Origin of the sequence: Pseudomonas sp. B40(2017) (assembly GCF_002112855.1) — a bacterium.
In the GTDB taxonomy this organism is placed as follows: Bacteria; Pseudomonadota; Gammaproteobacteria; order Pseudomonadales; family Pseudomonadaceae; genus Aquipseudomonas; species Aquipseudomonas pharyngis.
The window spans coordinates 336,881-351,539 of record NZ_NEIT01000004.1; the positions used below are offsets into that span (position 1 = coordinate 336,881).

The following is a 14,659-nucleotide window of genomic DNA, read 5'->3' on the forward strand; positions in this document are numbered from 1 at the left end:
GATGTTCGGTTTGGCTCAGGATGCGTCTGCGGCCATTTCGGCGTCGTGGGCGATCAGAGAAACCAGTGCGTTCTGCTGGCGATGGGAGAGTTGGCGGAAGCGTTGCAGCAACTCGCGTTCGTGCAGCGACAGCTCCGGGCTGTCCAGGCGCATGCTCAGCTCTTCGCCCAGTGCACCTTCCTGAATAAGACTCTGCTCAAGACGCGCAATGATCTCGGAGTTCATGCTGCGGTGATGATTGCGAGCCACCTCGGCAATGCGTTCACGCATTCCGTCTGGCAGACGTACGACGAACTTGTCAGCCGTACGGCTGGAATAAATTGCCTGTTTCAATGGGCGCATATATTTAACCGGTTAGTTCAGGGGAGCGGTTCTCGGGATTGGCCGCAGGATGTGTGGTAGGACAAGCATCCGCGCCAAATGGTTCAACCTGAATTGTTAAGAGGCGCGCATCATGCCTCAAAATTGCCAGATCATTGGCGTCAATTCTGTGACAAATATTGATCCGGGTAAAGGCGTAATGCCAGCACCAATTATCAGAAATGCGGACTGGTTTGAAAAGAATGCATCGGCCCGTATCGCTGACCGCGTCCTGAAGCACGTCGACTGATGCCCAAAGGCTTCAGAACGTGCATGCTATGCGGCTTGATCGTTGTTCCTTACCTTGTACAGGATAGTGGCAAATGGCCGATTTACTAGGGGCAAATGCCCGCCGGAGGGCGTTTTCAGGATGGATGGCAGGCTGATTTACCTCATGGGACCTTCCGGCTCCGGCAAGGACAGTCTGATCGAGGCAGCGCGTGAGCCTTTAAGGGCGCTGAACTGCGAAATCATCAGGCGAGTGATCACCCGTTCGGCCGAATCCGTGGGTGAGGATGCAATCGGTGTGGCGCCGCAGGAGTTCGAGCGACGTCAGCGTGCCGGCGAGTTTTCACTGGCGTGGCAGGCTAACGGTCTCGCCTACGGGATACCGGTGGAAATGGACCAATGGTTGAAAGCCGGTAAACACGTCCTGGTGAACGGTTCTCGGGCGAACCTCAGGCAAGCGCTGGAACGCTATCCGACGCTGGTGCCGGTGTTGCTGACGGTGCGAGACGACGTCTTGCGTGAGCGCCTGCTTCGGCGTGGGCGGGAGACGCTGGAACAGATCGATGCGAGGCTGGCCCGCAACACGCTGTTCAAGGACAGGCGTTCAACCGACAGCCCTGTGCACCTGATCGACAACTCGGGCGACCTGGCCGTTGCCGTCAATCATCTGCTGGAGCTGGTCAGGTTCAGCGCAATACCGGATCAAACTTGATCTTGCGCCCGGCCACCAGTGCCAATACGAACAGCGCCGAAAAGACGCCGCAACCGATCAGGGGCAGGGATATTTCGGTTTCCTCGAACAGCGAAAAATGCCCGAGGCCACTCAATAAGGCGAGGATCAGAAATCCTGCAGCTGACTTGGACATGCTGTACTCCTGAAGATATTTCAAAAAACCAGACGTTCAGTCGAATGCGTCGGCAACGCCTGTTCAGACTCGCTGACTGCTTGCGGGGCAAAGCTCTTATCGCTCAACACCGCCCATTGCGGCGCCTTCTGCACTTGCAGGTAGTGCGGCATGCGTCCGGCCACTTTTTCGTTATCCGCGGGGGCGAAGTGAAAGCCGACCAGAACGGCCAATGCGATTGCATTTGCGAACACGAGGGCGCTGTTCATGAGACGAGTCTCCGATTGTTCTTGTATAAGAACCGGTAAAGCAGCCGTCGTGCCAATAGTCTAACCGCTGTTAAGTCCTTTAAAAACAAGCATTTAACAGGGTTTTTCGGAGGTGGAGCATTGCATTTTGCAATGGTGGCTTTTTGCGGCGATGCAAATTGCACGGTAAAACGTCGGGCACCCTTGCAAGGCGCCTGCCTACACTTAAAAAGCCCTGCGGACGACATGACAAAACAGGGCCCGGCCGTTAACATGCACGCCGTCTGTCGCACCGACAGATTTGTGTCCCAGTAGCTCAATTGGATAGAGCATCCCCCTCCTAAGGGGAAGGTTGGCAGTTCGAACCTGCCCTGGGACACCATCTATTGAAAAAGCCCCGCGCAGAGTGATCTGGCGGGGCTTTTTTTGTCGCGAGTTTACAAGCGGAAGCGACTGACCAGGGTGTTGAACGATGCCGCCAGGTTGGACAGTTCCTGGGTCGAGGCGCTGGTCTGATGCGCGCCTGCCGCCGTCTGGGTGGAGAGATCCTGGATGTTGACCAGATTTCGGTCCACTTCCCGAGCTACGTGTGCCTGTTCTTCCGAGGCTGTGGCGATGACGAGGTTGCGATCATTGATCTGCGAGATGCCGTCGGCAATCAGCTCCAATGCCTGGCCGGTCGCTTGCGCCAGTGACTGGGTTTCGCTGACCAGCGCCTGGCTTTTCCCCATGGCGCCGACGGCTTCGTCTGCACTGTTGCGAACGTCGTTGATCATGCCTTCGATTTCCCCCGTCGAAGCCTGGGTTCTTGCCGCCAGGGCTCGTACCTCGTCGGCGACCACGGCAAAACCTCGACCTTGCTCACCCGCGCGCGCAGCCTCGATGGCAGCGTTAAGCGCCAGCAGATTGGTTTGCTCGGCAATCCCCCGGATCACATCCAGAACCTTGCCGATGTCTCGAACTTTCTCCGCCAGATCCTTGACCATGGTGGTGGAGGTGGCGATTTCCGTGGTTGCATGGTTGATCGCGGCAACGGCGTTTCGCGCTTGATCGCGGCCGTTGCTGGCTTCCCGGCTGGTGGTCTGGGAGGCCTCGGAGGTGGATACCGCATTGCGCGCAACTTCCTCCACGGCGGAGGTCATTTCCGTGACAGCCGTCGCTGCCTGCTGGATCTCGTCGTTCTGACGAATCAGTCCGCGGCTTCCATTGTCTGTGACGGCGGTGAGTTCTTCGGCGGCGGAAGCCAGTTGATCCGCCGCGCTGGCGATCTGCTGAATAGTGCTTTTCAGACTGCCCTGCATCTCGGCCAGGGCTGTGAGCAGCTGGCCGGCCTCGTCGCGGCCGGTGCTGACGATGTTTTGAGTCAAGTCGCCGCCAGCGATGCTTCGGGCGCTTTCAACGGCTTTGGAGATGGGGCGGCTGATCAGCCGGCTGATGAACAGGCCAAGCAAAATCGCCGCGACGAAGGCCAGCACGATGCCGATGTACAGCGAGGTCTTGGCAGAGGACTCCGTCAGAACCGATCGCTTTGCGGCTTCGCTGACCTGCATGTCGTTGGAGTTGGTCATGATGGTCAATTCGTCCATGACGACGCGATAGTTTTTCTGCAGGTCGCCGAGCAGCAGTTCGCGGCCATTTTCCAGGTCGCCGGCCTTCATCAGGCCCAGATACCTTTGCACGATCGCCTGGTAAACGGGCCAGGCCTTCTCCATCCGGTCACCGGCTGCACGTTCGTCGTCGGCAAGCTCGGTTTTTCTGTATTCGGCAAAGGCTTTTTCACTCGCCAACTGGTTGGCGCTCATCGAGGCGAGAAATTCGTCTTTGGTGCTCTGGGGCAGGTTGGCGGCAGTGGCGACGTAAAGTCGATACATGTCACGGGTCTGTCCGACAGCCTTGATTTTGGTCTGCGCAATGTTGGCGACGGCGACGAGGTTGTTACCGAACACCGATCTGAGGCTTGTCGAGAGTTCGGTCACTCCCCGGCTTCCCAGCAGGCCCACCCCCAGGGTGATGAAGGCGCACGCCGCGAAGGCCGTGATCAATTTCGTGGAAAGTCTTGCGTCATTCAACCAACTCATAAGGGGCATCCTGCTGACATGTGGGGGCGGAGCAATATCGAGCGCAGCTCGTACGAAAATGGTTCGTCGTCGTACATCTTTCGGCTGCGGAGTCCACAACTGTAGGGTTACCAGTTGTTTCTTATCTAAATATATTCCGCATTAAACCCCCTTGTAACCAGCGTTTTAGAGCATTCAGCACAAACATACAAAAGATGGCACTTGGCCTTTTCTATTTGTTGCCAAGTGTTACATTGTGTGGAATATTCCAATAAATACGTACGACATCGTACCTCTTCGTCCTTGTCGCTCAAGATGACGAGGACGCTGTGTTCGTGATTTCCAGAACCGTGAAAAAAAAGAACGAAGCAGCCTAGGGTAGGACTCATGTCGCGTCGCATTGATAAAGGGAAACGCAGGGGGTACGCCTCTGCCGGATTGGTTACGCTGCTGATCGCTATAGCTGGCACCGCGTACGGCGAGACGCTCGACAGCACGGCCTCGGCGGGCAAGCGTCTGGCGGTAGCGGCTGACTGTGTGGCTTGCCATACGGTGCCAGGCGGCAAGGCTTTTGCGGGCGGCTATCCGCTCGGCTCACCGATGGGCACGATCTACTCGACCAACATCACGCCTTCGAAAACGGCGGGTATCGGCAATTACACGTCTGAGCAATTCGCCCGTGCGGTGCGTGACGGGGTGGCGGCCGATGGCACTCGGCTTTACCCGGCGATGCCCTACACCTCCTATTCGAAGATGACCGACAGCGACATTGCTGCGCTCTACGACTACTTCATGCATGAAGTGGCGCCGGTCGATACGCCGAACCAGAAAACCGCTCTGGATTTCCCGTTCAATATCCGCGCATCGATGATTGGCTGGAACGCGCTGTTCCACAGCACGGCGCGCTTTACGCCGGATCCGGCCAAGTCTGCCGAGGTCAACCGTGGCGACTATCTGGTCAACGGCCTGGCTCACTGCGATACCTGCCACACACCGCGCAATGTCCTGATGGCGGCCGACAGCGCAAAACCGTTGGCCGGCGGATCACTGGGCAGTTGGTATGCCCCCAATATCACCTCCGACAAAGTCAGCGGCATCGGTGCCTGGTCGAGCGACGAGATCGTGGCCTATCTGCGTACCGGTCACGTCGAGGGCAAGGCCCAGGCGGCAGGCCCAATGGCCGAGGCGGTGGAGAACAGTCTGCAGCATCTGAGCGATGTGGATCTCAAGGCCATCGCGGCCTACCTGCTGCAGACGGCGCCGATCAACAGTGGGGAAACCAAAGCCCGCCACGAGTACGGTCAGGCCTCGGTCGATGAATTGACGCTGCGCGGAGGCAAACCGGGGGATAACCCGGGTTGGCACATATTCAGTGGCACTTGCGCCAACTGCCATCAGCCGAACGGTCAAGGCACGCGGGAATACCCATCGCTGTTTCACAACACCGCCACCAGTCGCAGCGACAACCTGATTGCGACCATCGTGTACGGCGTGCATCGTGAAGTCGACGGTGTGGCCATCGACATGCCGGGTTTCGGCCCTGACGCGCTGTTCACCGACCGCCTCAACGACCAGCAGATTGCCGACGTCAGCAACTACGTGCTGTCGCGCTACGGCAATGCCGACACGGTTGTCACCGCCGCCGATGTGGCACAGGTACGCAACGGTGGGCCCCAGGCGCCACTGGCAGTGATGGCGAAGTTTACGACCCCGGTCATCATTCTCGTGTGCGTGTTGATCGGCCTGGGCGCATGGGCCTTGATTGCACGTCGGCGCAAGGGGGCCTGAGCAATGGACACTTCAATGACGCACAAACACGAAAAAACTCAAATCGAAAGCTCGACTGGGCTCACTCGCCGCAATCTGTTGCGCGGTTCCGTGACGCTGGGCCTGGCTGCGATGATCGGCAGTGCGCTGCCCTGGCAGTCGGTGCTGGCAGCGCAGGTTTCGAGTGACGATTTCATTGCGCTGTCGCAGTTTCTGGTCAGCCGTGCGGTCAATCCGGTTCTGGCCGGTCGTTATTACGCTGCGCTGGACAAGCGCGCGCCGAATTTCTCGACCAACGTGATTGCCTTGAAGCAATTGATCGGCGCACAGGGTTACAAGCATGTCGATGAATACCTGGCGCAGCCGAATCCGGATCCGTCGCTGCGGGCCACGGCCACCAGCATCATTTCCGCCTGGTATCTGGGCATCGTCGGTGAGCCGGCGGATGCCGAGTTGATCAGCTATTCCCTCGCCATGATGTATCAGCCCACTCACGGCATTCTCATCATTCCAACCTACGGTGGCGGCCCGGATTCATGGGGTCCCAAACCAGCAGTCATTCAGGACTCGACAGTATGAGCAGCGATCAATTCGATGCCGATGTGGTGATCATCGGTTCCGGTGTCATGGGCGGTCTGATCGCCACGGGCCTGGCCAAAGCGAACAAGTCGGTGATCGTGCTCGAGGCCGGTCCCCGGGTGAATCGCCGTGATGTGGTGGAAACATTCCGCAATGCCCCGGTGAAACTCTCGCTGGCCAACGCCAAGTTGCAGGGCGCCGGGTCGCCTTATCCGAGCCTGCCCCACGCGCCCTCTACCTATGGCGACTATCTGCAGCAGGTAGGGCCGGTGAAATACAACACCTCTTATCTGCGTGTGGTGGGTGGCACCACCTGGCATTTCGGTTCCTCGCTGTGGCGCATGCTGCCCAATGATTTTCGTCTCAAGTCGCTGTATGGCCGTGGTCGTGACTGGCCGATCAGTTATGACGAACTCGAACCGTATTACGCTCGGGCTGAAATCGAACTGGGAGTTTCCGGTGTCGACGGCCAGGACGAAAGCGGGCAGGGCGGAGACGCCTATCCGCCGCGCTCGATTCCCTATCCGATGGAGGGCCTGAAGCCGAGCTACATGTTCAAACGCCTTTCCGAATTGCTCAGCAAGGGCGGGTATAACCCGATCCTCGAGCCGAATGGCCGGGCGACCCGTCCTTATGGCAAACGGCCTCCCTGTGCCGGCAACAACAACTGCAACCCGGTGTGCCCGATTGCCGCCAAGTACGATGGTTCGATGCACATCGATGAAGCCGAGCGCCATGGCGCCAAGGTGCTGGACAACTCTGTCGTCTACAAGATCGAGGCGGGCGACGACGGCAAGATCACCGCGATCTGGTACATGCGCCCCGACAAGTCCAAACACAAACTGACCGCCCGGGCCTTTGTACTGGCGGCATACGGTATCGAGTCGCCGAAGCTGCTGTTGATGTCGACCTCGGAAAAATACCCGAACGGGATTGCCAACTCCTCGGATCAGGTCGGGCGCAACCTGATGGACCACACCGGCATCAGCATGAACGTCATGACCAATGAAGACATGTGGCCGGGCGAAGGGCCGACGCAATTGCTGGTCTATCTGAACAGTCGCGATGGCGCGTTTCGCAACGATTACCCGAGCTACAAGATCAAGGTGCGCAACACCGTGCCGACGTCGCAAATCACCTCGAACCTGATTGCCAAAGGCGTGCTGGGCTCGAAGCTCGATGAGCAGATCCGCCTGCAATCGGCGCGCTCCCTGAACTGGGCCGTCGATTTCGAAACCCTGCCACTGCCGGAGAACCGGGTCACCCCGAGCAAGACCAAGTTCGACGCCATCGGTCTGCCGGTTCCCGAGATCTACTACAGCGTTCCCGACTACTGGCACGCCGGTAAAGAGAAGGCGCTGGAAGACTTCAAGCAGTTTGCAAAACTGCTCGACGCCGACATCCTCAGCACCGACACGGGCTTCCAGAACCGTCAGCACATCATGGGCACCACCATCATGGGCGATGACCCGAAAGACTCGGTGGTGGACCGCGATTGCCGCAGTCACGACCATTCCAACCTGTTCATCGCAGGCACGAGCGTCATGCCATCGTCCTCCTGCGTGAACCCGACGCTGACAGGTGCGGCGTTGAGTATTCGGATTGCCGATGTGTTGGTGGCGGAGGTCTGAGAGGCGCCCTGAATTGAAAAGCCCCATGCAGAGAAAACTGGTGGGGCTTTTTTGTTTTTGGTGCAGTCCAGTCTGGCGGTTGGAGCGAGCAGGTTAAATGCAAGCTTGCAGGCCGACACGATTCAGCATTCCTTGATGTACCCGCGTTCGAAGTTGAGAACCGCCGCGCAATTAAGTCACTGCGCAACGAATCTTGAACCCCCGCTTCAAGAGAACCACTGATCCGGCCGATAACCCGTTCGGTGACTACAGAGTCGCGCGAAATCGCTTGATAGCATTTGGCCGGCAGCTATCATCTGCGCGCCTGGAAATGGTCCCATCTTCTTCAATTGCCTGGAAATCCTCGATGCTGTCGTATCACCAAAAGAGTTTTCTGATCGTCGATGATTTCTCGGATTTCCGCAGTTCCGTGCGTTCGATGTTGCGCGAGTTGGGCGTCAAGGATGTGGACACCGCCGACACCGGCGAGCAGGCGCTGAAAATGTGTGCGCAGAAGTCCTACGATTTCATCCTTCAGGACTTCCACCTCGGTGACGGCAAGAAGAACGGCCAGCAGGTGCTGGAAGACCTGATGATGGAGAAGCTGATCAGTCACGAAGCGGTGTTCGTGATGGTCACGGCCGAGACCAGTCAGGCGATGGTGCTCAGTGCCCTGGAGCACGAGCCGGACGCGTACCTGACCAAGCCGTTCAACCGTTCCGGCCTGGCTCAGCGGCTGGAGCGTCTGGAGCAGCGCAAGACCCTGCTCAAGCCGATTCTGCAAGCCCTCGACCGTGGCAAACCGATGGAAGTGCTCAACGCTTGCATCGCCCTGTGCAAACAGGACATCCGCTATTCGCCGCTGTGCCTGCGCTATCGCGCCGATGCGTTGCGCGACATGAATCAGAACGAAGCGCTCGAGCGCCTTTACGACAGCATCATCGCTGACCGGCCGTTGCCGTGGGCGTTTGCCGGGTTAGGCAAGTTGCTGTTCAAGCGTGGGCAGGTCAGTCAGGCCAAGGGCGTTTACGAAAAAGCCCTGAAGGTCTTCCCGATGATGCCGGCGCTGTATGACGGCATGGCTGACGTGCTGGTCGCCGAAGGCGATACCAAAGGCGCGCAGCAAGTGCTGGAGGAAGCGATTCGCCTGTCGCCGCTGGCGGTGCGCCGTCAGGCATTGCTGGGCAAGCTGGCGATGGCCAACGAAGATTTCGACACCGCCTCCCGGGCTTATCGCCAGGCGGTGAATCAGGGCGCGCAATCGCGGTTCAAGGATCCGGAAAGCAATCTCGGCCTGGCCCATGCCTTGATCAGCAAGGGCAGCGAACGCGGGCTCGACACCCGTACGCGTCTGGAGATCAACACCACCCTCAGCGCCGTGGCCAAGGAAAACCCGACCGATCCGGGCCTGCAGATTCGTGCGCGTCTGATGAAGGCTACGAGCCTGTTGCTCAACGATGCCGAGACCGCCGAAAAACTCACCGAACAAGCGCTGATGCGCCTGGACGGCATGGAGCAGTTCATGAGCCCCGAGGCCGCGTTGCTGGTGGCCAAGCAATTGCAGATGCTCGGCCAGACCGAGGCGGGCACCTCGATGCTCAAGAGTTGTGCGGAAATCTACGGCGATGACCCGACGGTGATGAAAGACATCGCCAAGCTCACTGACGACCCGACTATTCTCAGCTCCAGCAACGCCGCTGCCGACCTCAACCGGCAGGGCGTGCGCGTGTACAAGACCGGCAACCTGGTGGAGGCCCGCGAGGTGTTCCGCAAGGCGCTGAAGATGCAACCGAAGAACATCAGTATTGCGCTGAACATGGCCCAGTCGCTGCTGCACGGCACCGACACCAATGTGCCGTCGGCGGAGCTGGAAGAATGTCGGGCCTGCCTGAAACTGGTGGGCATGATGCCCGATACCGACGCGCGTTATCCGCGTTATCAGAAGCTGAAAAGCAAGGCGTTTGGCGAATGAACCAAGACGAGCAGGCACTGGATTTTTCCACGGTGATCGCCTCCACCGTGCACGACATGAAGAACTCTCTGGCGATGCTGATGCAGGCCCACAGCCAATGGCTGGCGCGTCTGCCCGAGGCGCAGCGCCAAGGGGCGGAGCAGGGCGTGATCGACTTCGAGTTCGCCCACCTCAACGGCATGCTGGTGCAGTTGCTCGGGCTGTACAAGCTCGGGGTCAATCAGATGCCGTTGCAGCCGGCTTATCACGAGCTGGACGACTTCATCGAGGCGCAACTGGCGGCGCATCAGGAAGTGTTCGCCAGTCGTGGAATCCTCGCCACATACGAAGTCGATCCGCTCAGTCCCCTGGGCTTCTTCGATCGTGAGCTGATCGCCTCGGTGCTGGGCAACTGCATCAACAATGCGATCCGCTACGCCCGCGAATCGCTGCTGATCACCGTCAGCGATGAGGCGGGGCAACTGGTGCTGAGCATCAACGATGACGGCGACGGTTACCCGGCCGAAATGCTTGAGCGTCAGGCCGATTATGTGCAGGGCATCAACCACAGCAGTGGCAGTACCGGCCTTGGTCTGTACTTCGCCGGACGCATCGCCGCGCTGCATCAGCGCAACGGTGTTGGCGGCCGGACCGAGATCCGCAATGGCGGCCCGTTGGGCGGCGGCGTGTTCAGTATTTACCTGCCCTGAATCACCGATTCATCGACCGGAATTCTTTTTGTTGGCTGCTGCTTGATATTCCGAACAGCCGAAGCCTATTTTGTCCGGGTCGCCGTTCGCGGCTCGCACAATAACAAGGATTGCGTCATGACAACCGATGGCCAGCGTTCTCTCGCGCAGCGATTGACGGGCATTGATGAGATTGAATGTGTCACGCCGGATTTGAACGGCGTGCCACGGGGCAAGGTAATGACCGCCGAGGGCTTCCTCGAAGGGCGGCGTCTGCAGTTGGCCCGGGGGGTGCTGCTGCAATGCATCATGGGCGGTTATCCTGCCGCGAAATTCTATGGCAGCGATGACGGCGATCTGGCGCTGGTGGCCGATCCTGCGCAGATCCATCCGTTGCCATGGAGCGAAGAGCCAAGAGCCTTTGCCATCTGTGATGCCGACGAACTGACCGGCGAAAGCTCCAACCTGTCGACCCGTGGTCAGCTCAAGAAAGTCATTGCCCGCTACGCGGCCCTCGGTCTGGCGCCGGTGGTGGCGACCGAGCTCGAATTTTTTGTGTTCGCCCCGAACACCGACCCGACCCAACCGTTCCAGCCGCCAGTCGGTCTCGACGGTCGTCGCGAGGACGGTCATTCGGCGTTCAGCGTCAGTTCCAACAACGGTCTGCGACCGTTCTTCAGTGAAGTCTATAAATGCATGGCGGCTCTGGGCCTGCCACGCGACACCTTCATGCACGAAATGGGCGTCAGCCAGTTCGAGATCAACCTGCTGCACGGCGATCCGCTGCTGCTGGCCGACCAGACCTTCCTGTTCAAGCACCTGCTCAAGGAAGTCGCGCTCAAGCACGGCCTGACCGTGGTGTGCATGGCCAAGCCGCTGGCGCACACGCCGGGCAGTTCGATGCACATTCATCAGAGCATCGTCGAGATCGGCAGCGGCAAAAATGTGTTCAGCGATGCGGACGGTCAGCCGACTGCAATGTTCCGCCACTTCATCGGCGGGCAGCAGGCGGGCATGGCTGATTTCACCGCGCTGTTTGCGCCGAACGTCAATTCCTACCAGCGCCTGTGCCATCCGTTTGCATCGCCGAACAACGCCTGCTGGTCCCACGACAACCGTGCCGCCGGCCTGCGCATCCCGGCCAGTTCGCCGGTTGCCCGTCGGGTCGAGAACCGCTTGCCGGGCGCCGATGCCAACCCGTATCTGGCGATTGCCGCAAGCCTGGCCGCCGGCTTGTACGGCATCGAGCATGAACTCGAACCAAGCGAAGCGATTCAGGGCGAGTTCGACGTGCCGGACAATCTTTCGCTGCCGTGTACCTTGCACGCGGCGCTCGAACGTCTGAAACGCAGCCAGCTTGCAAAGGAACTGTTCGGCACGGAGTTCATCGAAGGCTACATCGCTTCGAAGACCATGGAGTTGACCAGTTTCTTTGATGAAATCACTCCCTGGGAACGCCGTGTTCTAGCAGCCCAGGCCTGACGAAATGTCGCCGTCGGGCTATCGTTTGATAGCCCGATACTTACTGCAAGGAGCCGCTCGGAACGCCGATGCGCCAAATCTGGAAATCCTTTCGAGCGCTGTATTTCGCCTCGCTGATGATGTTGATCGGCTCGGGCCTTCTTTCTACTTATCTGGCTTTGCGTCTGGCTGCCGACCATGTCGACGGGTTGTGGGTCGGTGCGTTGATGGCGGCCAACTATTTCGGTCTGGTGCTGGGCGGCAAGATCGGTCACCGCCTGATCGCCCGGGTCGGGCATATCCGTGCCTACTCGGCGTGTGCCGGGATCGTCGGTGCGGCGGTGCTCGGTCATGGGCTGGTGGACTGGTTGCCGGCGTGGCTGGTGCTGCGGACCATCGTCGGCCTCGGCATGATGTGCCAGTACATGGTCATCGAGAGCTGGCTGAACGAGCAGGCCGACGCCAATCAGCGGGGACTGGTGTTCAGCGGCTACATGATCGCGTCGTATCTGGGGCTGGTACTCGGTCAGCTGATTCTGGTCATGCACCCGGGCCTTGGTCTGGAACTGTTGATGCTGGTCGCGCTGTGCTTCGCCCTGTGTCTGGTGCCGGTGGCGCTGACTCGACGGATTCACCCGGCGCCGTTGCACCCGGCGCCGATGGAGCCGCGCTTCTTTATCAAGCGCGTGCCGCAGTCGCTGAGCACGGTGCTCGGGGCCGGGCTGATCATCGGTTCGTTCTACGGTCTGGCGCCGCTGTATGCCTCGCAGCAGGGGCTGTCCACCGAACAGGTCGGTCTGTTCATGGGTAGCTGCATTTTTGCCGGGCTGGTGGTGCAGTGGCCGCTGGGCTGGTTGTCCGACCGCTATGACCGGGCGCTGTTGATCCGCTGTTTCGCGCTGTTCCTCGCGGTTGCTTCGTTGCCACTGGCGATCCTGCCGCAGGTGCCGCTGGAGGTGCTGTTCGTGGTCGGCTTCCTCTGTTCGCTGGTGCAGTTCTGCCTGTACCCGTTGGCGGTGGCGTTCTCCAACGACCACGTCGAAGGCGAGCGTCGGGTGTCGCTGACGGCGATGCTGCTGGTGACCTACGGCGTGGGCGCCAGTATCGGGCCGCTGGCGGCCGGGGTGCTGATGAAGCTGTTCGGGCCGCAGAGCCTGTACGCGTTCTTCACCTTTTTCGCGTTGGTGCTGGTGTGGCGGATCCGGCCAAAAGCCGTGACCAATCTGCACCAGGTCGATGATGCGCCGCTGCATCACGTGGCGATGCCTGACAGCATGTCCAGTTCGCCGTTGGTGGCAGCGCTGGACCCGCGGGTTGACGAGCAGGTGGTGCAGGAGCAGATGCAGAATACGGTCGCTCCGGAGCCTGAACCTGAACCCGAGCCAGAACCTGTCGCGCCAACCGACTCGACAATCGAAGGTGAGGGGCCGGACATCAGCCCCGCCAGACCGTGATTCAGGCATAAAAAAACGGGCAGTCACCGCAGTGATTGCCCGTTTTTTCATGCCTGTCGATCAGAGGTCGTCTTTATCGAACCGACGCGCTTCGCGTTGCAGTTGATAAACGAAGCGCTCGACGTTGCGCGCCGCCGGGCCGCTGATGTTGTGAAAGCGCAGGCCGGCGAAGGTGATGTTGAGTTTTTCTTCGAAGTGCAGGTAACGCAGCTCGACCGAAGTCGGCTGGTTGCCGAACAGCGGCGCGGCGATCAGGCGATCATAAACCTGGCCCAGTTGCAGGCGGTCGGTGATGTCGCCTTCGAAGCGCAGTTTGCAGCCGGTGGCGGAGATATCCAGCAGTTTGCCGCCGATAGGCGACTTGAGCTTTTCGCCGCCCAGTTCGACGCTGACCAGGTCGGTCAGCTTCAAAGCGGCGCGGAACGCATTGCGACGCTGGTGATAGACCACTTCGGTGGGCAGGTCGCCAGTGTAGAAACGATCGCCACTGGATTCTTCGATGTTCAGTGTGCCGTTGCATTCCCAGGCAATGCGCACGCCGTCATGAAAACCTTCGACCTTGAACGGCTCGCCAGCCAGCAGGAAGCGTTCGCCATCGCGCGGGATCATCTCGTCCAGGGCAATCGTGGCGGTTTCCCGGTCAACCTTGATCAGGTAGCTCTGGAAGCGCTGGCTGCGCTCGTGGAAGGTGATGATCAGAGGATCATGGCTTTCTTGCAGCTGGCGCAGGTTGCTGGAGATTTCCAGAGGTGTAGTGAGCACCTTTGGGGGCTGCGGAGCATCATCCGCGCTGAGGACGTTGGACACGTTGAATCAATCTCCAGACAAAATTTGACTACGGCTGGCCAGTATTTTGCCAGCATGTTTCGCACGTTGATAGGGCGCAAGCATAGAAGAAAGCATCACGCCTGGCTGAGCGCGCGCGGTTTCTGTAGTTTGGAGAAGGTGCCACTGGCATCGTAGAGCGCGGGTGGCTCGCCGCCGGTAAGGATTTTCAGCTGATTGGCCGTGGCGGCCTGTTGCATGATGATCGACTGGCCATTCCTGGCATTGGCTGCCTGGCACTGGGCGATCAGATCGGTCAGGACATCGCTCTGGCTGAGCAACTGGTCGCCGATGCTCGACTGGCTGGCCAGTTGTTCCAGGCCGGCGCGGTCGAGCGACAGATTGAGACTGGCGAGGATTTCGCTGCGCTTGCGGCCATGCTGTTCGAGCAGAATGATCAATGCCTGCTTGTTCGCCAGAATTTCTTCCAGCAGAGGCATGTCGCGACCGTGCAAGGCGAGGGACTCGGTTTGCAGTAACTCCAGCAATTGTTGAGCTGGAGCAAAGTCGTCGATGATCAGTTGCAATAAATTAGTGTCGTGCATGGCTGGCCTTGGGTTTTAAGCGTCCAAAAGCCTGGCGCTG

At 59.4% G+C, this 14,659-nt stretch carries 14 protein-coding genes and 1 tRNA gene; 9 read left to right on the plus strand and 6 right to left on the minus strand.

Annotated elements, in window-relative coordinates:
• Positions 1-15: 15 nt before the first annotated feature.
• Positions 16-342 carry an Arc family DNA-binding protein gene (locus tag CAF76_RS12265; RefSeq protein ID WP_003178899.1) on the minus strand — a complete coding sequence of 109 codons (327 nt, stop codon included), beginning with the start codon at positions 340-342 and terminating at the stop codon, positions 16-18.
• Positions 343-730: 388 nt separating this feature from the next.
• Between CAF76_RS12265 and phnN the strand changes: the two genes are divergently transcribed.
• Complete coding sequence (gene phnN / locus CAF76_RS12270; RefSeq protein ID WP_085647363.1) at positions 731-1,300, plus strand: phosphonate metabolism protein/1,5-bisphosphokinase (PRPP-forming) PhnN; 570 nt, start codon at positions 731-733, stop codon at positions 1,298-1,300.
• Here the strand turns inward: phnN and CAF76_RS12275 are convergent.
• On the minus strand, positions 1,275-1,454 hold the full coding sequence (locus CAF76_RS12275) for a PA3371 family protein (protein WP_007960291.1): 180 nt from the start codon (positions 1,452-1,454) through the stop codon (positions 1,275-1,277). The genes phnN and CAF76_RS12275 overlap by 26 nt on opposite strands.
• A gap of 20 nt (positions 1,455-1,474) precedes the next feature.
• Complete coding sequence (locus tag CAF76_RS12280) at positions 1,475-1,702, minus strand: hypothetical protein (RefSeq protein ID WP_064598789.1); 228 nt, start codon at positions 1,700-1,702, stop codon at positions 1,475-1,477.
• A gap of 284 nt (positions 1,703-1,986) precedes the next feature.
• On the opposite strand from CAF76_RS12280, the gene CAF76_RS12285 reads away from it, so the two are divergent.
• Positions 1,987-2,063, plus strand: a tRNA-Arg gene (locus tag CAF76_RS12285).
• 55 nt (positions 2,064-2,118) lie between these two features.
• Here CAF76_RS12285 and CAF76_RS12290 read toward each other — a convergent pair.
• On the minus strand, positions 2,119-3,759 hold the full coding sequence (locus tag CAF76_RS12290; protein ID WP_085647364.1) for a methyl-accepting chemotaxis protein: 1,641 nt from the start codon (positions 3,757-3,759) through the stop codon (positions 2,119-2,121).
• A 366-nt stretch (positions 3,760-4,125) separates the two neighbouring features.
• Between CAF76_RS12290 and CAF76_RS12295 the strand changes: the two genes are divergently transcribed.
• The 7 genes from CAF76_RS12295 to CAF76_RS12325 all read left to right on the plus strand — a co-directional run bounded on the left by CAF76_RS12295 (position 4,126) and on the right by CAF76_RS12325 (position 13,249).
• Positions 4,126-5,526: a cytochrome c gene (locus CAF76_RS12295; protein ID WP_085647365.1), complete on the plus strand. Its 1,401-nt coding sequence runs from the start codon at positions 4,126-4,128 to the stop codon at positions 5,524-5,526.
• A 15-nt stretch (positions 5,527-5,541) separates the two neighbouring features.
• A complete protein-coding gene (locus tag CAF76_RS12300) occupies positions 5,542-6,084 on the plus strand; it encodes a sorbitol dehydrogenase family protein (protein WP_256579609.1) in 543 nt (180 codons plus the stop codon).
• Entirely contained in the window at positions 6,081-7,715 is a 1,635-nt protein-coding gene (locus CAF76_RS12305; RefSeq protein ID WP_085647367.1) for a GMC family oxidoreductase, read from the plus strand. The genes CAF76_RS12300 and CAF76_RS12305 overlap by 4 nt, the downstream gene beginning before the upstream one ends.
• 346 nt (positions 7,716-8,061) lie before the next feature.
• The gene (locus CAF76_RS12310; protein ID WP_085647368.1) at positions 8,062-9,666 is read left to right on the plus strand and encodes a tetratricopeptide repeat-containing response regulator; all 1,605 of its coding nucleotides are present in this window, start codon (positions 8,062-8,064) and stop codon (positions 9,664-9,666) included.
• Positions 9,663-10,355 carry a sensor histidine kinase KdpD gene (locus tag CAF76_RS12315; protein ID WP_085647369.1) on the plus strand — a complete coding sequence of 231 codons (693 nt, stop codon included), beginning with the start codon at positions 9,663-9,665 and terminating at the stop codon, positions 10,353-10,355. The genes CAF76_RS12310 and CAF76_RS12315 overlap by 4 nt, the downstream gene beginning before the upstream one ends.
• A 219-nt stretch (positions 10,356-10,574) precedes the next feature.
• Complete coding sequence (locus tag CAF76_RS12320) at positions 10,575-11,816, plus strand: glutamine synthetase family protein (RefSeq protein ID WP_178076177.1); 1,242 nt, start codon at positions 10,575-10,577, stop codon at positions 11,814-11,816.
• Positions 11,817-11,884: 68 nt separating this feature from the next.
• The gene (locus tag CAF76_RS12325; protein WP_085610720.1) at positions 11,885-13,249 is read left to right on the plus strand and encodes an MFS transporter; all 1,365 of its coding nucleotides are present in this window, start codon (positions 11,885-11,887) and stop codon (positions 13,247-13,249) included.
• 60 nt (positions 13,250-13,309) lie between these two features.
• On the opposite strand, the gene CAF76_RS12330 is transcribed toward CAF76_RS12325, so the two are convergent.
• Together CAF76_RS12330 and CAF76_RS12335 are read right to left on the minus strand one after the other, a co-directional pair.
• Complete coding sequence (locus CAF76_RS12330; protein ID WP_039772106.1) at positions 13,310-14,056, minus strand: flagellar brake protein; 747 nt, start codon at positions 14,054-14,056, stop codon at positions 13,310-13,312.
• Between the two features lie 95 nt (positions 14,057-14,151).
• Positions 14,152-14,619 carry a flagella synthesis protein FlgN gene (locus CAF76_RS12335; protein ID WP_039772108.1) on the minus strand — a complete coding sequence of 156 codons (468 nt, stop codon included), beginning with the start codon at positions 14,617-14,619 and terminating at the stop codon, positions 14,152-14,154.
• Between the last annotated feature and the right edge of the window lie 40 nt (positions 14,620-14,659).